Genomic DNA, 20,033 nt, shown 5'->3' with positions numbered 1-20,033 from the left:
TAATGGCACTCTGCTAAGTGTAGACTGGCAGAGAGGGAGTGGATTCCATACATCAAGTTGGCCGATGCTGATGACCAAACACGCAAGTAGGATCGATTTAAAGTCAAATCGACGACTCATGATGTAAAGTATCCAATATAACAGCTGTTTTGAGATCGGGTGGTTTGAGAATAGATAGCTTGAGTATCAACCTGACAACATACAGACAGAGAAAACAGCGAAGATGTTGCAAGGGTAGTATTCATTATGCTCCGAAGGAATCGAATAGAGAATGGCAGGCTAAACATACGTGAGCTTGCTTACTCATACAACACTGGTTGAACTAAATAAATGAATAGTCACTTTTCAGTAACCCAACCTTTGCACCTGTCGACCACAAGCTAAACTAATACCACGTCATGAAAACAAAGGACTCCCATGAACAATCATCATTGTCTTATTTCCTGTGCTTTGGCACTCATCGCATCGAGTCCAATATCCTCTGCTTTTGCATGGCAAGTAGAGAAGATCACCAACGGACTCGAGATTCCATGGGGGCTCGCTTATGTCGATGACAGTACTATGCTTCTCACAGAAAAAGCAGGCGTCATTAAACACGTTAATTTAAAGACGGGTGAGCAAAGCACACTGTTCAGGCTGCCCAATGTTTGGGCGAAAGGCCAAGGTGGTCTGTTGGATATCGCGCTCTCCCCTTTTGAAAACGAAAAGTTCTACGTCACTTACAGTAAAGACGTCGATGGTGAAGGCGTAACGACACTGGCTTCTGCTAATTACAGCAATAATGAAGTTACCAATTGGACAGACGTGTTTGTATCTAAATCCAGAACGAACACCGGACGTCACTTTGGTAGCCGTATCACCTTTGATGATAGCCACCTGTATTTTTCAATCGGCGACCGTGGTGATCGAGACAACGGCCAAGACACCATGACTCACGCCGGATCAATATTACGATTGGATGCTGATGGAAGCACACCAAGCGATAACCCATTCTCGGATAACAGCAAGGTGCTCAATGAGATTTGGAGCTATGGCCATCGTAACCCACAAGGCTTGTATTACGACTTCCCGACCCAGAAGCTGTGGTCGATTGAACATGGTCCGCGAGGCGGTGACGAAATCAACTTAATAAAAGCAGGTGCCAACTACGGGTGGCCTGTCACATCACACGGAAAAGAGTATTGGGGCCCAATTAGCGTAGGCGAGTCTGAAACTAAGGATGGCATTGAAGCGCCGAAAAAAGTCTATGTCCCTTCAATCGCTCCGGGCAGCTTGATTGTTTACCAAGGTGACAAATACCCAGAGTTGAAAGGAAAGCTGCTGGCCGGCGCGCTTAAACTTACCCACATCAATATTGTGACAGTCAATGGACAAGGTGAAACAATTAAAGAGGAACGTATTTTAGAAGATTTAGGCGAGAGGATAAGAGACATTGAAACTTCACCAAGCGGCGACATCTTTTTCAGTACCGATAATGGCAACCTGTATCGCTTGAAAAGTAGTCAAAAGCTCGCTCCAATAGACACATGATGCTTACCGTGAGATTTATAAATATAAGCCGTTAAAATTGAGGCCAGGCACCAATTAGCGGCTTAATAATTTGGAAAATAAATGTGCCAAAACAGTGCAATTACTCCAAATTCGTCATCAATTTCGACCACCTTTTTCACAAAAACTACAACAAATCACCATACAACTGTAACTCCATGATATTTAAGGAATGCAAAGTTTGACTACCCCCAAGTTTCTGCAACCTTCCACTATGGATTCGATTGACTATCCCCTAATTTGATTTAGACTTCATCTCGGCTAGAAAGAAAGTTCTTTGTATATAAACATTTCGTTGGATTACTAGTAACCCCGTTGTGTTGTACGCAATAGCAATAAACTTTTCCGCGCTATCAGTGCCACAATTGGCTCAAAATAAAAATTTAATTTTAGGATATCATCATGTCTAACACAGTTACTGGTAAAGTAAAATGGTTCAACGAAACTAAAGGCTTCGGCTTCATCGAGCAAGAAAACGGCCCAGACGTATTTGCACACTTCTCTGCAATCACAGGCGACGGTTTCAAAACTCTTGCTGAAGGCCAACAAGTTGAGTTCACTGTATCTCAAGGTCAAAAAGGCCCACAAGCTGACAGCATCAAAGTACTTTAATTTAGTATTTTAAAGCTTTCTAAAAATAGCCAGCCTCTGCTGGCTATTTTTTTACCCGCTATTCAAAGATTTAAGGTAGTTAGTTCTATTCAACGTTTTCGCGAACGTGAACACATTCTTAGAAGCAACACCCATTCTGTATGAGATGAAGCTCATCGGTAAATCAGAGAAACGAACAAGACGCCCTACAACCGATGAAATAGACCTGTTAAAAGAAGCACTAGAAGAACGTGAGCAACGCAGAGAAAACAAAATCCCCTACTCCGTGCTTCTAGACTTCAGCATCCTGAGCTGTATGAGAGTCAGCGAAGTCTGTGGTATTCGCTGGGAAGACTTAAACGAAGAACTTAGAACAGTGATCGTACGTGACCGAAAAGACCCACGTAAGAAAGAAGGCAACCACATGGTCGTTCCTCTACTTGGTGAAGCGTTTGATATTGTGATGAAGCAAGAGCGTAATGGAGAATTAATTTTTCCTTACAACCCACGCTCAGTTGGTCGAGGCTTTGTTGAAGTGTGTCAAAAGGTTGGGATTGATAACCTACGCTATCATGACCTACGCCGTGAACGTGCAAGCCGCTTGTTCGAAAAAGGCTTTACCATTGAGGAGGTTGCTCAAGTAACTGGTCATAGGAACCTAAATACCTTGTGGCAGGTTTATACCCAGCTGTTTCCGCATAAATTGCATGACCGTAAAATATAAAAGCGATTAGTGGTTTGTAGTGAATATAAAAATATTGACTCGAAGGGATCTGTTTGTGCTCACAAATAGAACGCCTTCTCGATGGTGAACAAAAGCTATTTAACCTATCGAAGTCTTGGACAAAAACGATTTAGGTTGCTGTTACTAAACCGTTTCTGTGAGATTAGATAAGGTATTTTGACCTTTAAACGTTTGTGAAACTATTCCTCCTTCTTTTGAGTCGCAAGATAAGTAAGAAAGTCGTTTCTTTTTTGGTACATAAATGCAACATCCCTTATAAAGATCGACCTTTCGTGGTGTTCGATGAATGGTTTAACTAACTTCTGTATATGTTTATACGTATCAATATCAAAATCATACGATGGTAGATGCTCAAGGAAATCATGTGCGCAAGAGTTTCGATAATCATATATTTCCCTTAACCCATCATCGAGTAATTTTTTGAGATGGGATTCAGGAGTAAGATCAGAGCCAATAAAAGATCTCAAATATTTATATTTTTGCTCCCATCTAAGCTCTTCACGTTCAAACGTGTCTCGAACGACTTGGACATCGAACATTCCGCCGACTATAGACTCTAAAATAGCCTGTGTTACTATCAGAGATTCGAGGTAAAGGCCTTGGTTAAATAGAAATCTAATCCTGTTAAATGCAACATCTACTGGTTGGTAGTCCCAATTCAATTCGCTTGGAAATATAGATATTTGCGAATCATCCAATTTAGAAATTGGTTGCAAACTCTCGGTACCATCTGAGTATCTAATTTTCATACAACACATATCACCTATACGATCTCTAGACATTAAAGGAATATCTTTTCTATGAGCTTGCATATTGATCATGCCAATAACTCGATTACTGTAGTGAAGGATCGGAACCCATATATAATCCTGCAATGTTAACCAATCAAAATACCACTGAGTTCTTGGACCACTAGATCTACTCCTCTTGCTTAAAGCAAGTTCTCGTGACATTGAAGCATCCAATGAGGGTTTTTCATGCTCTATAGCATTAAGTGACCAGTTAAAGATTTTTTTTATATTTTTCAGGTTTGCTTCGAATTTAAAGACTACACCTTTGGTATAATCTAAGCTCTCTTGCATATGGGTGTTTTCACTAAAGTAATTATCTTCTATTGATTGGATTAACCGTGCTTTAATATCGAAATCAAGATCAAGCACTGAACTATCAATCGCACAACTCTCTGTAGCCTTATAATTAGAGTCTTTTAGTTGATGATTTCTTGGTAAAAAAACTGAAAATTCAATACTTTTCACCCATGGTTCATTTTCTGTTTTTATAATCTTAATTAATTCTCTTTCTATTAAATCTCTAATTTGCATTGAAATTGGATTTTCATGTTCATCTGTAAACATACCTATATTTGTTTTGTAGTGGAGTAGTTCACCGTCGGTATTTGTTACAAGCTGTACCCATTCTAGCTTCGGCTCAATTTTTAACTTATTATCTATAATGTATTCAGTAATATCATTAAAATTACTGTTACCTTTCGGTATACAAGTATGTCTATTATCGGTATTGATTAAATAATTTGACACTTCCCCATAACAATCGTATTGGCACGAAAATTCCGCGCCTGTATCTAATAAATTTATATATTGATTAGTCATAATATCTCCGGATAATTAAACGCCAAGTTAAAGTGCGATCCGCGTCATCGCCTAAATTCCATAAGTAAAAAGATAAACGTTGGACAGAAAGGTTCCGCGCTTAATCAACTTAGCTATCGTTATTGTTCTTTTTAGCAAAAAACCTTTTTCTATTACTATTGAATGAGGGTGATAAAACGTTATCTGAAAAAGTGGTAAGTTTGTTGATGTCAAACACCAATGAGAACAAAGATTGTCCCGTAAGATCTCGCAACCTTTCTAGTTCCTCAAAGCGGTCTTTTTTCAAGTAGGCATTCATTTCATCGATTGATTCAGGTTTATTAGGACTAACGTCAAAATGACTATGTGCTAAAAAGTTAAAATTAAAAATCTTTTCAAGGACTTCTGTTTCAACCCTATAAGTCCAAATCGCCTTTTCTTGTCCAATAAATTGGTACTTGATATCTCGTCTAGGAACGTATCTAGCAGATTCCAACAACAAGGCGACACACTCAAGCTTTCGCTCTAAGCCATGCTTTCGAAAAATATGTTGATTCATATTATAGTAGTCATTCAGTTCTACCAGTTGGTTGAAGTGATTCGACAATTCTAAATACTTTATCTGAGGGTCTTGTTTTGGTGATGTTTCCCCATACTTCATATCAGGTCGCAGATATGTGTTGAGAAAAAAATTTATTGACTGTTCAGCTTCAACTAACATCTTACGAAAAGTAAGTAGTTGTTCAGCTTCATACTTTAAAAAGCTGTCGTTAAGCCATTGTTTTTTCTGATTACTCGCAGAAAGAACAGTGAACGCAACGGCTGCTGTTGAAGTTAGCATTGCAAAAATGCTAGCTAAATCAGCGAAGCTCATATCAGGATAACGGTGTAGAGTTATCATTATTATCAAGTAAGTAATAACAACAATGCCGACAATCAATCCTTTATTTTTTTCTAACATTCTAATCTCTATTGCTAATCGATGGATTCTGGTGAAGCTGTCTTGCTTCTATCAAGATATTACTAGTATTACAAAAAATAAGTCTAATGGTATTTTCGTGAAGTTAGAGCTCAATCTCCCAGAATTAATAAAGGATCCAAACGGTTTAGAGATGGCTAATCTAAACCGTTGCGATAAATGAACTGGTCAATTAGTACATAACATATTAATTGATATATTCAGTTGATAAGGACCTTGTTTTTAAAAAATTCTTGATTCTCTTTTATTAGTTTGTTTCTCTTAGACGCTTTATAAGATGCGTACCAATCCATAAGACTATAAACTATAGTGTTTGAGCGTTTTATATGGTTACTAAAATCATCATTACTGTTCACATCGTCTAAAAGGGTTAGCAATTGAGGAGTACTTAAGTAAGAAATACAATGAAAAGGTACATGTTGATATCGTTCTCCTTTAGTTATCAATTCTTCGTGTAAAAACGTAAATTCTTCAAGCGTCTTATTTATTTTATTCGTGATATTGCTGTAAGTGCTATCTGGTACATTAATTTGTGTGCCATAGAGGCTTTGCAAGAGAGCGTTTTTTATATTGTCACATTGTAGAGACGCCATATCTTCAAGTGAAATGACCAATTTATAGATCGCTCTATCTTTTAATTCTATTTTCTCGCCATTCTCAGAATTGCAAATTTCACCATCGTTAAGCAGTATCAATTCAGCAACAGTTAATTGATTTATTGATTTGAAGAAGCTTAATGACGCATCGAAAAGCATGTGAAGACTGCTTCCTGCTTGAGATTCTTTCGTTAAACCTTTCTTTTTCACCTCAATTAGGTAGATATAATCTTTGGACTCGATGATGAAATCACATTCTCCATTATCTCTGTTCGTCTTGGCTATTTGTTTAATATAGTCTGGAGATAGAAATTTAAAACTGTGATGATACATAATGGTTGCGTTGTCAAAACTCTCTTTAACAAAATCCTCTAATGCATACCCGAGTCTTTGTTCAGCTTTTGAATTATGTTTCTCTGCAATTCTTAATAAAGCCCAATATTTTGCAACATTATAGGTAGCTATGTTAGCTACTACATAGCCAGTTTTTGTTCTGATAAATGGAAACTCTCTAAGGTTTGACTTTACAGCATGAAGAGGTGTTATATAGCGTTTATTGATTTCACATGATGGCTTTGATAAGGATTCGACGATTCTTTTAATGTTTTCAGGCGAGTCGATATCAGCACATAATCGATAAATGTCTTTTTCTTCAAAATCTCCACATATATAACCACCTTTGAGTATTGCGTCTTCTATTCGACTCATTACTTTCGACGCTTTACCAATTTCAGACAATGTGTCAGTAGTATTGTTATCAATTAATTCAAAAAGTCTCGGAAAAATATCCTTACCATGAATAGGTGATATTTGAGGGATATAAAAAATTTCTGGATATAACACCCACTCTTGAAGCTTCTCTAAAATGTTTTCAGAGCTTGTATTTATGCTCGACCAAGGAGACATTTTATCTATATCGAGAATAGTGGCTAAATGAGTTGATAATTCCTGAATTTCATTGAGTAATTTAGCTTGTTGATTTTTTTTCAGTTTACAAGGTAAATCTATGTACTTACAAACCAAATTATATATATATCCATGAGGTGGATGAGGCTTCTGTGCTTTAGGTAATGTTGGTCTTTCTCTATAAAAAAAGAATCGTTGTTCATCTTTTGAAAAATGGTTATTTAATACTAATGTAACGGCTCTAAAGCCGACCTTTCCAAGTTTTTTTGCTCTGATATCAATAGCTTGAGAAAGGCGAACAAACTCAGAATCATCTGACCTTATCAATCCGTCTTTGCATTCTATATTGAATCCCTTCATTTTTAGATAACTTAATGAATTCGCGATAAAATCGTACTCGTCAGGATAGCCAAAGTTAACGGGCACTTTTCTATGTAAGAAATAAATAAACGAAAAGTGTATAGCTTTTATCCATGCTGTTTGATTGCTGAACTTCGTGACTTTATCTCTTGTGGCTTCTCTTATGGCCATGAACGAGTCAAGTGATTGGTTAATGCTTTCGGCGAGTTCGGGAGTTAACTTAGCTTCAATAATTAGTTGCTTTCTTATTGGCAAGGAGTCTATCCCTATACCTGAGGGATCTTGAAGCAGTAATGATATTTTTTCGTATATATCTTTATGGCCCGATATATCACCATCGAACTCTTTGATTACTTCTGATTCAACGAAACTGCCTTTGGCTTCTAGGAACAACTGATAAAAATCTTTGGTCAAACCTTTCATTTAGTAATCTCACTTTCCAAGAGTATTTTGGTGGAATTTATCCCCGAAATATCTAACGAGGTTAACTACCAGCAATACTATAAGAATTGACAACTTGAACGCCATTAGCGAGCTTCAGATAGGTATCTGAAAAATAACTATCTGAATCATTGCAAGCCAACGTTGTGATATTCACTATTATCAATTTCAACAATAAAAAAGGCGACCCTGAGGTCGCCTTCGCTTTTCTAAATCACCGCCTTCATGACGGTGGTAACAACTTTCCCGATTACCGCGAACTCGTCGAGTTTCTCCTCATTCACGATAAACGAATCATATTCTTCTTTGTTGTCTGAGATGACGTTATAGCCCTCGGCCATGATGTCGTACTTCAGGCGTTTTATGTAAACGTGCTTACCAATGCGAACAACATAAACGCCGTGCTTTACGGGGTGATCGAGTTCTCGGGTATCGACTAATACTTCATCGCCGTCGCTCAAAGTATCTTCCATTGAGTCACCGTGGCAAATGATGATACGAGCATCTTCTTCTGTCAGGCCGAAACGTTTTAACCATAAGCAAGGTAGGAATTCAGTTCTAAGTTGGTACTCGGTATCGTTTTGAGCACCAAACCCACAAGATGCATAAACGTTGTACACGGGCACAGCGCACATATCGCCTATTTGAGAAGTGGCTTTCACAGACTTAACATTCGAAATTTCTGTGACATTGTCATCGGTGATGTGATGAGATTTACTTAACCAATTGTTTCTCATGGTTTTATCATTCCAACAGAAAATGGACTTAGCAATAGCCTGTCTCCACAAACTCACAACCCAGTCTCCTTAAAGAGACTAAAGCGCACATTAAAGCGTATTACCCTAGTAACGAAGTCATCGCATAACAAACTATAGCCGCAGTTTAAGATCGGTATTGTATATGACTACCTGCGATAAACTGCAAACCGCTAAGAACTATAACACGCCATTACTGTGGTGGATATGATGCTAAGCCTTTGAATATTAGACATGTGTTAGACGCTGCATTTAATTTTCAATATTTTAGCTCTCTAAGCAATATTTGAGAATTAAGCTCACAGCAATCACAGCCAGAATAAATGCCGCTAAAAGCACACTGAACACTGTTTCGATTCGTAAAAAACAGAAGCGAACAGAGTGGTAAACATCTTTCTAAAAATAGCCAGCCTCTGCTGGCTATTTTTTTACCCGCTATTCAGAGATTTAAGGTAACATCCCCCCACTATTTCTATCTAAGACACCCTATCAATGGCTCTCAAACCAACAATCTTTAAGTTTCGCATCTCTTTAACCGATATGAATCGCGACTATTACGACTCTTTTAATCTAACGGTTGCACAACACCCTTCTGAAACAGAACAGCGCATGATGGCTCGTATCATTGCTTTCTGTATCAATGCATCTCCTGAACTTGAGTTCACTAAAGGGTTGTCTAGCATTGAAGAACCCGATTTATGGCAGAAGTCGTTAGATGACCAAATCTTAGAGTGGATTGATGTTGGCGAACCCGATCCAGAACGCGTTAAGAAGGCGACTCGCTTATCTAAGTCTGTGAGCGTGTTCAGCTTCAACACTAAGTCGAACGTTTGGTGGGAGCAGAACAAAGGTAAATTTGGTTACCTGAAAGCTCAGATCGTTCGTCTAGACAACGATGGTATTGAGCAGCTAGCAGCGATGACACAACGTACTATGGACCTTTCAGTAATGCTGTCGGGTAACTCTGCGTTCGTAAACAGCGACACGCAATCTGCAGAAGTAACGTGGGAAGAGCTACAGAGTAATGACTGAGATCCAAACTCAGACAGAACCTCAGCGCCAAACTAAGCTCGAAGCGTGTTTGCAGCTCGCAGGTCTCGATTCAGTCAAAGCGCTGACGACTGGCTATGAAAAAGAGTTAAAGTCATTTATTGATGAAAACCATGCTCTGTTTAGACACGCTTGCGAGAACAAGCCGGACAACTCTGCACGTCAGACGTTGCTCGGCCTGTTAACCAAGGTGCATGTCGATGCAAGCTATCGCTTTGAAAGCAATAAAGAAGCGAATGAGGCAATGCAAAATGTATTCGATACTACAGTGGGCACTGAGCACAGCGACAAGTTTCAAAACTCTAACGCTCAGCAGTTAAAGTTAATCACTCATTTGTGGTTGTTCGTTCAGGGACGACTAGGAATGGATTACAGCCTTGCTAATGATCATGCTGCTGTAGCCGCTACGCTGTTGTCTCGTATATCGAGAAGCAGTGATGATGAGATTCGCGTAGAGTTCATGGCAAGTTTTTATGATGGCTTGAATATCTATCAAGCTGAGAATAAGCCGTCCGGTTTTGTTCATTACTTTAAGCGTTTATTTAATCTTTCTTAAGCATTCCACCAGCCGCTGTACCCAAATTTGCGCTTTATAGATTCTGTAGAGCGCATCTAATTTCCGGTCCAACCAACCCCCATCGAACATGCAGATTCCCTATTACGCTCGTTCCTCACTTTAGGGAATGACAAAAGTGACTAAGTCGCCCATTCTGCAAGATCAGAGGCTGGCGTAGAATACACTCTGAACCCCCACCCTCGTATTTTACCTCACTCGCCGTCATCCTCGAGAAGGAGGAACGACTGAGTTGAGGATCTCATACCAAGTCAGAAACTACACAGACAAACAGATTCCCTATTACACTCGTTCCTCGCTTTAGAGAATGACGACATTCTCAGTCATTGCAGTTTACTTCATTGCAAGCACAAAAAAGCCCCCACAAGATACCGCGCTTCAGCACTGTTGTTTATCCGATTGCAACCCAAAAACCATACGTTAGAAACGAACAAAGTCTTGTTGTGATAATGATACTTCTCATAACACGACGAATTAAAGCTACGTATATGGCAAGGTTACTTTACAACTATAACTTATCAATTTATTCAAAAAGTGCATATTTTTCAGATAATTATTCTCAAATGGAAATATCAGTTATGTGACGAGCAGAAGCATTATCTCTTGTGATGATAAGTACACTTAATTTTATAAAATGATAATAAAAAACCTGCAAATACAACTAACGTTAACTTTAAATTATCTTGTTTTATAAGCGGAGAATTAAAATGAAAATATGGTCTGTATCCTTTCTTGCAACTGCAGTAGCTGTCGCTCTAAGCAGTAATGCGATAGCTTGTACTGGGCTTATTGTTGGCAAAGAAGCGTCGAACGACGGTAGCATTATGATTGCTCGTAATGAAGATTTTAGCATTAACAACTGGAACAAATACCTAAAGTATCGACCTGCGCAAGATAACCAAGAAGGTGACTGGCAGTTAGGTAACGGGTTAATTGTTCCGATGCCAAAGCACTTCTTTGCTTACTCTGCGATACCAGACTGGGATGCGGATACCGTTAATCGCGACGGAAAATTCTATGAAGAACGTGGGATTAATGAACACAACGTTGCCATTTCAGCAACAACCAGCGCAGAAATAAACGACAAAGTCGCCAAGGTCGATCCTTTAATCGACAATGGCGTAATCGAAGCCATTATACCTACGTTAATCCTTCCTCAGGCAGAAAACGCAAAACAAGCCGTAGAGTTACTCGGTCATTACATCGAAACCTATGGTGCTGGTGAAGGAAACAGTCTCTATATTGCAGACACCAATGAGGCGTGGTTATTTGAAATTGGTTCAGGTCACCATTGGATTGCTGTAAAAGTGCCTGATGACAGTTACGCCATGATTGCAAATGGCTTGCGTGTACATGGTGTGAACTTGGCAAACAAAGAGGTACTGCATTCAAAAGACATATTCGAGTTTGTAGAACAACACAAACTGCTTGATAACGCAGATAAAAAATCTTTCAATTTTGCAAAAGCATTCGGGGTTATTGGTGATGAGTATAATATCGATCGTGAATGGTTAGGCCAAAAAATACTGACACCTTCGCTGCATCAACAAAGTCGCATGACGCAATACCCTTTGTTTATGAAACCTGATACAAAAATCTCAGTTGAAAATGTGGCAGAGGTACTTAGCGCGACTTATAAAGACACGGTTTTGGAAGGAAAATCGAAACGACCAATTAGAGTTGAGCGTCAACTAGAGTCGCATATTATTCAGCTTCGCCCTGAGATGCCAGAAGAGCTTCAAGGTATTATTTGGCAAAGCTTCGGCGTGTTACCAGAATCTGTTTTAGTGCCGTTATACTCAACCCTACAAGATTACCCAAAAGCGTACCAAGTAGGCGATGATAACTACAGTGATGATTCAGCTTATTGGCAGTTCCGTAGCCTAACCGCCCTCGCTTCTACAAACCCAGATAAGTATTTACCAGTACTAAAAGCAACTTGGGACAAAGAAGAAACTCAACTATACAAGCAGGTCGCACACTTAGATAAAACGTTAACAGACATGTATAAAGTAGATAAACAAGCGGCTCTGAACATGGCTGCCGACTACTCATACGGACAGCTTAAGCGTACCTTAGATATGGCAACTGAGCTTAGATACAAAATGATTACAGATTTGACTAAAAGCACAGAGAAGAAATACTCAGAGGAAGAGTTTAAGAAAATAGTAAATCTGTAGGCTTATGAAGCAACCAATAAAAACGGAGCATAATGCTCCGTTTTTTTATCTGAATAGGTTTAGTTCTAACGCAGGCCGTGTAAGAACTCATGGCGCGTTGCTGGGTTTGATCTAAAAATACCCCCCAGAGCTGTTGTTGTTGTTTCGCTGGTTGCGTCCATTACACCACGAGATTTCACGCAGTAGTGAACCGCATCCATGGTTACAGCAACATCATCCGTTTCTAGCAGCGTTTGTAATGCTACAAGGATTTGCTGCGTCATACGTTCTTGAACTTGAGGACGTTGAGCAAAGAAACGAACGATTCGGTTGATCTTCGAAAGACCAATGATCTTACCTTGAGGAATGTAAGCGACTGCGGTTTTACCATCAATGGTGACTAAGTGATGCTCACATGTGCTGGTGACGGTAATGTCTTTTACACGAACCATTTCACGAACACCCATCTTGTTTTCGATCACGGTGATTTTAGGGAAATTGGCGTAATCCAAACCAGAGAAAATCTCATCCACATACATTTTTGCAATACGTTGCGGCGTTTCTTCCAGACTGTCATCTGCAAGATCAAGTTCAAGGAGAGTTAGAATCTCACGCATATGGTGTTCGATTCGTTCCTTTTTCTCTTCTCGGCTAACCTGGTTAGGACGCATTGGTGTCTCTAATCCGCGGCTTGCTAGCGCATCTTTAACCAACTTCGCTGATTCGCTAAGACCTGACATTGAACTTCCTCTTTTAATACCCCTTCTGGATGGCAAACAAGGATACTCGGAATTTTGATTAAATACACCCATATTTTAAGGGAGGTCATTATTTACGGGGCTTAAACTATGCTAAAGTGGCTGCAATTTCGTTGGCGAACATCTGTGATTTGATAATTATGGAGCCACTATTGCCAACCACTAAATCAAAATAATAACGACCAAAGGATTTCAATTATGGGCTGTTGCGACGCTCCGGGCTTAATGCCAATTGAAGAAGCACTAGATAAGCTGCTATCACCAATCAAACCAATCCAAACGACTTTATCTCTACCTCTTGCTGAAGCATTAGGTTATGTCCTTGCTGAAGATATTCTTTCCCCTATTTTCGTACCTCCTTTTGATAACTCAGCAATGGATGGCTATGCACTGCGCTTAGCAGACCTAGAGAACGGTAAAGTACTACCATTAGCAGGCAAATCTTTTGCAGGCCAACCGTTCGAAGGTGAATGGCCAAGCAACACCTGTATTCGCATTATGACTGGCGCAAAGATCCCTGAGGGTTGTGACGCCGTAATCATGCAAGAAAATACGGCCGAAACTGAGGCTGGTATTGAGATTCAACAAGACGACATCAAGCTGAACAATAACATTCGCCCTACTGGTGATGACATCAAACAAGGTGATATCGTTCTTAGCCGCGGTGAACGTTTAACACCTCGTGACATTCCAATGATTGCTTCGCTAGGTGTGAGCCACGTGACAGTGTTACAGAAGCCTAAAGTCGCGTTCTTTTCTACCGGCGATGAGCTAAAGCCACTAGGTCAACCTCTTGAAGACGGTCAGATCTACGACAGCAACCGCTACGGCATTAAACCACTAATTGAAGCGTTTGGTTGTGAAGCTATAGACCTAGGCATCATCCCAGATTGCACTGCAACGCTTAAAGAGACGTTCGAGAAAGCACAGCAAATAGCAGACGTGGTTGTGACTTCTGGCGGCGTAAGCGTTGGCGAAGCTGATTACACGAAAGACATTCTTGAAGAACTGGGGCAAATCGGTTTTTGGAAGCTAGCTATCAAACCCGGTAAACCGTTCGCATTTGGTGAGTTGGATAACGCGTGGTTCTGCGGCCTACCGGGTAACCCAGTATCGGCGATGATGACCATGTATGTTTTGGTTCAACCTATGCTTGCTAAATTGGCTGGTCACACAGCGTGGACAGCTCCGGAATCTATTCCTGCTATCACCAAGTCTGCATTCAAAAAAGGCCCAGGCCGTACTGATTACCAGCGTGGCATTTACTCGATTGAAAACGGTCAATTTGTGGTAGAAACAACGGGTAACCAAAGCTCTGGCGCTTTCCGCTCAATGAGTTTAGCAAACTGCTTTGTGGTACTAGAGCGCGAACGCGGCCGTGTTGAAGTCGGTGAAACGGTTCAGATCCAACTGTTTAACTCGACGCTTTACTAACGAGGCTTACTGATGGAAATACTGTCTGACGTAGAGATGCTTCGCTACAACCGTCAAATCATTCTTAAGCAGTTTGATTTTGAAGGCCAAGAAGCACTAAAGCAGAGCTCAATCTTAGTATTAGGGGCTGGAGGCTTAGGTTGTGCCTCCGCTCAATACCTTGCGACTGCGGGCATTGGTAAGCTAACACTGATCGATGATGATATTGTCGAGCTTTCTAACTTGCAACGACAAGTCCTTCACACCGATGCTGACATTGGTAAGAAGAAAGTCAATTCTGCCGCTGAGTCGCTGCAGGTATTGAACCCTCATCTGACAATTGAAACTGTCGACCACAGGCTTGATGACCAAGCTCTTGGCAAGTTGATTGAAACTCACTCGCTTATTCTCGACGCAAGTGACAACGTAGAAACACGTAATCAGTTGAACCGCTTGTGCTACGCATCGAAAACACCATTAGTTTCTGGTGCTGCTATTCGTATGGAAGGCCAGATCAGCGTATTCACTTATCAAGATACTGACGCACCGTGTTATCAATGCTTGAGTGCTCTATTCGGCAACGCTGCACTAAGCTGTGTTGAAGCGGGTGTGATGGCACCGGTAGTTGGCATGGTGGGCGCAGCTCAAGCTTTGGAAGCTATCAAGGTTATTGCTCAGTTTGGACAACCAAAGCAAGGCAAACTTTTAATTCTCGATGCCATGTCTCACAGCTGGCGTGAAATGAATTTAATGAAGATGCCTAATTGCTCGGTGTGCGGGTAGACTAAGCATATCCCCCTCTAATCGACAACCTAAGCCTTGACTAAAAGTCAGGGCTTTTTTAGGTCTCAACATCAGCTTCTCAAATCGATTTATCAATTTGAAATGATCTATAAAAGATTAGTTTCATTTGAATTCTCATTTTGAGAATATATTGCACATCTCAGCAATTTAGAATATAAACAATAAAAATCAACAACTTAAAATTGGCACGTAACTTGTAAAAGTATCTAGACCTTCTATGACAAGGATGTAGATATGAGAATTACAACGTTAAGTTTGCTATTAAGTGCGCCTTTGGTCGCCAACGCAGCGCCATTCGATACCTGTCCGAGCCAGGCTTACCTATTCCAATCGACACCCGTACAAGTTTGGGGCGTGAACCTAGTGACAGGCTCAACCACCCTGTTAGAAGACGATACGGGCATGAACGCCAATATCAATGGTGTTGGTTTCGACTTTCAAGACAGATATATTTATGGCTATGACACTACCAACAAACGCTTGGTGCGCCTTGGACAGGATTTCCAAGCAGAAGTGATCAATACCAGTGGATTACCAACCGATCACACTTTCTATGTCGGCGATGTCTATGACCATGTGTATTACCTTTACCGTACAGGAAAAGGCTTGTTCACCGTTGATCTATCGCCGTTAGACGCCGACCCAAACGCGACTGTTACAGTTAACAAAGTAGCTGGTAGCCCGGCAACCGTAAAACTGACTGATTTCGCTTTCCACCCAAGTGATGGTTCTTTATATGGTATCGATAATAACTCCGGAGGCTTATACAGCTTCAATCCTACAACCGGTGCCGAAACTTACATCGGTGATACTGGTGAGTTAGGTACATTCGGAGCGGGTTATTTTGATGTAAACGGCTATTACTACGTATCTCGAAATCAAGACGGGAAAATCTACCGTATCAATCTGTCTCCAGACAACGCGAGCAATATCGCAGCAGGAATTGTTCCAGCCGTTGAATTTGTATCGAATGGGCCTTCTTCTAATCAAAATGATGGCGCTCGTTGTGCGAATGCGCCAGTTGTGGATGAAGATTCCAACATCGACTTTGGTGATGCGCCAGACAGCTACCTAACCCTACTCGCCAGCAATGGTCCTCGACATGAACTTGATGGTGTGACTTGGTTAGGCACTGATGCACCCGATGCCGACCTTGATGGCTACGTAACTCCACAATCGGATGAAAGTGTTGGCATTGATGACGAGTGGGCAAACGGTGGTATCGGTTTTGTTACGGCGCTTGAAGCCGGGCTTGATTCAAAAGTGGTGATTGAAGCTTCAACAACCGGTTACCTTTCGGCGTGGATTGACTGGAACCAAGATGGCAGCTTCGATGGTGCTAACGAGCAAGTATTTACCGACTACCAACTGGATGCTGGTGAAAACGATCTGTTCCTAAATGTCGATATCAACGCACTAACGGGGACTACTTGGGCTCGCTTCAGATTCAGCCAACAAACCAACCTGAGCTACTTTGGTGGTTCGACATCTGGTGAGGTAGTTGATATTCAAGTTGATGTTCTTAACGACGGCGCTACAGCCCGTTACTTCCCAAGTGCTTCTGGTTACGCAACCTTGGCGTATGAAGATAACTGGCCTTATAAAGCTGATTACGACATGAATGATGCTGTGATTATGTATCGCATTACCGAGATCCTTAAAGATGGAAAAGTCGTTAAATCAACCATCGATGGACGTCTTGCTGCAGTAGGTGCTTCGTACAGAAATGGTTTTGCGGTTCGACTTCCTAATCTAGACCCAAGCTTAGTGAGTAGCGGAAGCTCTTACATGAAGCACAATGGTGTGTTCACTGATTTAGACTTGGAGCAAGGACGTAGCGAGGCAATCTTTGTTATTGCTAACGACCTTACAGAGAAAATCAGTACTAGTTGTACCTTCTACCGCACCATCAGCTCTTGTAAAGAAGATGAGCAATTCGCTTTCCAAATCGGGATTACTTTAGCTGGCGATGGAGTGAGTACTGGCAGTTGGACTGACATGCCTTACGACCCATTTATTTTCGCGACGCCTGGGTATTATCATGGTGAAAACCTACCTCTACATCCAGGGCGCAGCTGGGAGGTGCACTTGCCAGACCAAGCTCCAACCGAGGCGTTTGATACCGCTAATCTCTTTGAAGCAGGACTAGGCGTTGATGACAGCAATCCATCAACAGGCAAATATTTCAAAACTGCAGACAACCACCCGTGGGCACTGCTGATTACTTCAGACACGGAATGGCAATGGCCACTGGAATATGTAGATATCGTCACCGCCTATCCAAACTTTGCGAACTTTGCTGAATCCGGCGGTACTCAATCCACCGATTGGTTCCAAACACCTGCCGCTGACCAATGTTACTTGCCTTAGGAGAATGATTATGAATATGCCAATTAAACAGACAGTAACAAACGGTCGCCGGAACTTTAACAATGCTATCTTATCTAGTCTGTCGAATGCTGCACTTAAGAAAAATACGGCTCAGTCGCAGTCAATACGTATTCCATTACTAATCGCATCACTAACGTTGGTAGGGTGTGGTGGCGGAGGCGGCGATGGAGGAGCATCAACTCCTAACCCATCGCCTTCAACACCAGTGACGTCAACACCAGTGACGTCAACACCAGCGACGTCAACACCAGCGACGTCAACACCAGCGACGTCAACACCAGCGACGTCAACACCAGTGGCGTCAGCGCCAGTTACATCACCATCAGTGGTCTCATCACCAGCCACCGTCGCTATAAATCCGGCACCGACACCAGTTAATGCGGTTATCTCCAACGGCCCGCAAGCGTACAAAATGGATGAGCTCGTAATACCTGATGGTTTCGATTATAACTCTGTAGATCAATTCGACCTCAATATTGATATCAGCCACATCTCAACCGATCGTTCGTTCGTATCCGTATATAGTCGATTTACCACAAGGACAGACTTAACTTACAAGCCTGATTATTCAAGTAAGGTCATTGGAGGCCCTTTAGACAACGGTACATTTACGTCCAACTTTTCGGCGCCGCTAAGCGAAGATATTCTGTTAATTGAGATCTGGTTTTATGATGGTCAAGCGCCGCTGCAACAAGTCGTTGCAAGTGACGGATCACAAATCACTTGGTAAACTTAAAGGAATGAAAAGCGCTGAGTTCAGTTTAACAATAGCTAAATTTAGTTGGAGTTAGACAGCAGTCTCGAAGTCGAAAGTCGAAAGTCGAATAACAATGCATAAAGGTGAGCAATGAGGCTCACCTTTTTATTTGGGCGCTATTTCAATTTTCAGTACTGGTTATGTTCACTTTATCGAAAGCCTGTCTTATCTTTTAAAGATGACTTTCAAAGGCTTACTTTATGAAACAGTTGAAAATGGGATTCGTTATATTATCGATTGGTATTGGGCTACTTTTATTTCTCACCTATTTCCCGATGACATCTTCTACCGGAGAACGCATTGAAGCCAGAGTCATCTCCAATACGCTCACTCAATCCCTAGACGGACATAGGCGCTACCTCACGGTTGAAACTCAAGACAACGAAATATTTCGCGTTTCCATTCCACCAACAACAGACTGCCCTCTTGATTCTGTGGTCGTGCTTGATACATTAAACAATCAAATAACCGGACAAAGCAGCTATCAGTTCATCCACTGCTGGGCTGCGCCTTAGTCGCCGATATAACAACAAGAATGGATATAAGAAGAATGAATCAGCCACTCATTTCACCAGAACAACTTCAACAACGTTTGCTAGAAGAAGACAACATTGTAATCCTCGACGCCAGTATCGAATTTCAGATCCCAAGTGAGTCAGAAAAGATCAAAGGACAAATGATACCTAGTGCGATTCGTTTCGACTACGACAAAAACTTTTGTAACAAGCACACTCTACTCCCTCACATGTTCCCGACCGAAAAACACTTCAATACACGCGCACAAGAAATTGGTATCAATCAAGACAGTACGATAGTGGTTTACGATAACTCAGGAACTTTTGCCTCGCCTCGCGCATGGTGGATGTTTATGGCAATGGGACATAACAACGTATACATCTTAGATGGCGGTTTACCTGCTTGGATAAAAGCCGGTTACGCGACAGAGACTGACTATCGCACCGAAGTCAAAGCGGGCAATTTTGAAGGCCAAATTCAAGACAACCACTTTGTAAATGCTCAGCAAATCCAAAACTACTCCGATGACAAAAGTGCAAACATTCTGGATGCACGTTCTCAAGCTCGCTTCGATTCAGAAGTTCCAGAACCACGTGAAGGCTTACGTAGTGGCCACATCCCAAACTCAGTTTGCTTGCCGTTCGCACAAGTCTTAAATGCAGGTAAATTGAAACCTCAAGAAGAGTTAGTTGACATTTTCTCGACTCTGAACTTAACCCCCTCTCAACCTATGTTCTTTAGCTGTGGCTCTGGTGTGACGGCTTGCATCATTTTATTAGCCGCTAAACTGGCTGGTTATTCAAGTGATATGGGCGTTTACGATGGCTCATGGACTGAATGGGGCGCAAATGAAAAACTACCTATTGCCGTAACTAAAAAGTAATTCAGCTTCGCTTAATGATACTGTTAGAATATACTGCGCATGCATACGGAGCTTACTAAAGGTTATGGCTGAAGCCCATGACACTTAAGCATCTTATTGCTCAATCAGCTAGGCACTTATTAACTCAAGCGTTTAACACGGTTGTAACTTGAAGACGTAGTCACTTGAAGACACCTAGGTAGTGACAGAGTTAACACTACCTATGTGTAGAGCCATCC

Annotated in this window: 15 protein-coding genes and 2 pseudogenes; 12 read left to right on the top strand and 5 right to left on the bottom strand. The window is 41.3% G+C overall.

Annotation, left to right across the window (positions count from 1 at the left end; genetic code table 11):
* Positions 1–417 precede the first annotated feature (417 nt).
* From ACED53_RS14640 to ACED53_RS14630, 3 genes and pseudogenes are all read left to right on the top strand, one after another.
* Positions 418–1,530, top strand: coding sequence for a PQQ-dependent sugar dehydrogenase (locus ACED53_RS14640; RefSeq protein ID WP_017101704.1), 1,113 nt, complete (start codon positions 418–420; stop codon positions 1,528–1,530).
* A 420-nt stretch (positions 1,531–1,950) separates the two neighbouring features.
* Positions 1,951–2,160, top strand: a complete 210-nt coding sequence (locus tag ACED53_RS14635) for a cold-shock protein (protein WP_004731543.1) — start codon at positions 1,951–1,953, stop codon at positions 2,158–2,160.
* A gap of 85 nt (positions 2,161–2,245) precedes the next feature.
* Positions 2,246–2,863: pseudogene (locus tag ACED53_RS14630) on the top strand (site-specific integrase); the annotation flags it as partial.
* Between the two features lie 200 nt (positions 2,864–3,063).
* On the opposite strand, the gene ACED53_RS14625 reads toward ACED53_RS14630, so the two are convergent.
* The 4 genes and pseudogenes from ACED53_RS14625 to ACED53_RS14610 all read right to left on the bottom strand — a co-directional run.
* Positions 3,064–4,494: a hypothetical protein gene (locus ACED53_RS14625; protein ID WP_017100123.1), complete on the bottom strand. Its 1,431-nt coding sequence runs from the start codon at positions 4,492–4,494 to the stop codon at positions 3,064–3,066.
* 109 nt (positions 4,495–4,603) lie between these two features.
* Positions 4,604–5,434, bottom strand: a complete 831-nt coding sequence (locus ACED53_RS14620) for a hypothetical protein (RefSeq protein ID WP_017100124.1) — start codon at positions 5,432–5,434, stop codon at positions 4,604–4,606.
* A gap of 218 nt (positions 5,435–5,652) precedes the next feature.
* A complete protein-coding gene (locus tag ACED53_RS14615) occupies positions 5,653–7,737 on the bottom strand; it encodes a hypothetical protein (protein WP_017100125.1) in 2,085 nt (694 codons plus the stop codon).
* Between the two features lie 227 nt (positions 7,738–7,964).
* Positions 7,965–8,456, bottom strand: a pseudogene (locus ACED53_RS14610) (helix-turn-helix transcriptional regulator); the annotation flags it as partial.
* Between the two features lie 546 nt (positions 8,457–9,002).
* Here ACED53_RS14610 and ACED53_RS14605 point away from each other — a divergent pair.
* From ACED53_RS14605 to ACED53_RS14595, 3 genes are all read left to right on the top strand, one after another.
* On the top strand, positions 9,003–9,542 hold the full coding sequence (locus ACED53_RS14605) for a YaeQ family protein (RefSeq protein WP_017101705.1): 540 nt from the start codon (positions 9,003–9,005) through the stop codon (positions 9,540–9,542).
* A complete protein-coding gene (locus ACED53_RS14600; protein ID WP_017101706.1) occupies positions 9,535–10,116 on the top strand; it encodes a hypothetical protein in 582 nt (193 codons plus the stop codon). The genes ACED53_RS14605 and ACED53_RS14600 overlap by 8 nt, the downstream gene beginning before the upstream one ends.
* Before the next feature lie 725 nt (positions 10,117–10,841).
* Positions 10,842–12,314, top strand: a complete 1,473-nt coding sequence (locus ACED53_RS14595; RefSeq protein WP_029225581.1) for a C69 family dipeptidase — start codon at positions 10,842–10,844, stop codon at positions 12,312–12,314.
* Positions 12,315–12,379: 65 nt separating this feature from the next.
* On the opposite strand, the gene folE is transcribed toward ACED53_RS14595, so the two are convergent.
* On the bottom strand, positions 12,380–13,033 hold the full coding sequence (gene folE / locus ACED53_RS14590; protein ID WP_004731548.1) for a GTP cyclohydrolase I FolE: 654 nt from the start codon (positions 13,031–13,033) through the stop codon (positions 12,380–12,382).
* Between the two features lie 216 nt (positions 13,034–13,249).
* Between folE and moeA the strand changes: the two genes are divergently transcribed.
* The 6 genes from moeA to ACED53_RS14560 all read left to right on the top strand — a co-directional run bounded on the left by moeA (position 13,250) and on the right by ACED53_RS14560 (position 19,815).
* The gene (gene moeA, locus ACED53_RS14585) at positions 13,250–14,485 is read left to right on the top strand and encodes a molybdopterin molybdotransferase MoeA (RefSeq protein WP_012600434.1); all 1,236 of its coding nucleotides are present in this window, start codon (positions 13,250–13,252) and stop codon (positions 14,483–14,485) included.
* Positions 14,486–14,497: 12 nt separating this feature from the next.
* Positions 14,498–15,247 (top strand): molybdopterin-synthase adenylyltransferase MoeB, encoded by a 750-nt coding sequence (moeB, locus tag ACED53_RS14580; protein ID WP_017101708.1) that lies wholly within the window; start codon positions 14,498–14,500, stop codon positions 15,245–15,247.
* 255 nt (positions 15,248–15,502) lie between these two features.
* Positions 15,503–17,638, top strand: coding sequence for an LruC domain-containing protein (locus ACED53_RS14575; protein ID WP_017101709.1), 2,136 nt, complete (start codon positions 15,503–15,505; stop codon positions 17,636–17,638).
* Between the two features lie 10 nt (positions 17,639–17,648).
* Positions 17,649–18,389 (top strand): hypothetical protein, encoded by a 741-nt coding sequence (locus tag ACED53_RS14570; RefSeq protein WP_371715268.1) that lies wholly within the window; start codon positions 17,649–17,651, stop codon positions 18,387–18,389.
* A 227-nt stretch (positions 18,390–18,616) separates the two neighbouring features.
* The gene (locus ACED53_RS14565) at positions 18,617–18,931 is read left to right on the top strand and encodes a hypothetical protein (RefSeq protein WP_017101711.1); all 315 of its coding nucleotides are present in this window, start codon (positions 18,617–18,619) and stop codon (positions 18,929–18,931) included.
* Positions 18,932–18,966: 35 nt separating this feature from the next.
* Positions 18,967–19,815 carry a sulfurtransferase gene (locus ACED53_RS14560; RefSeq protein WP_032499412.1) on the top strand — a complete coding sequence of 283 codons (849 nt, stop codon included), beginning with the start codon at positions 18,967–18,969 and terminating at the stop codon, positions 19,813–19,815.
* The last annotated feature ends 218 nt before the right edge of the window (positions 19,816–20,033 follow it).

Source organism: Vibrio sp. 1F169 (assembly GCF_041439605.1).
GTDB lineage: Bacteria > Pseudomonadota > Gammaproteobacteria > Enterobacterales > Vibrionaceae > Vibrio > Vibrio tasmaniensis_A.
Note: the sequence above shows the minus strand (reverse complement) of the source record. Positions and strands in the feature narration are given on the sequence as shown.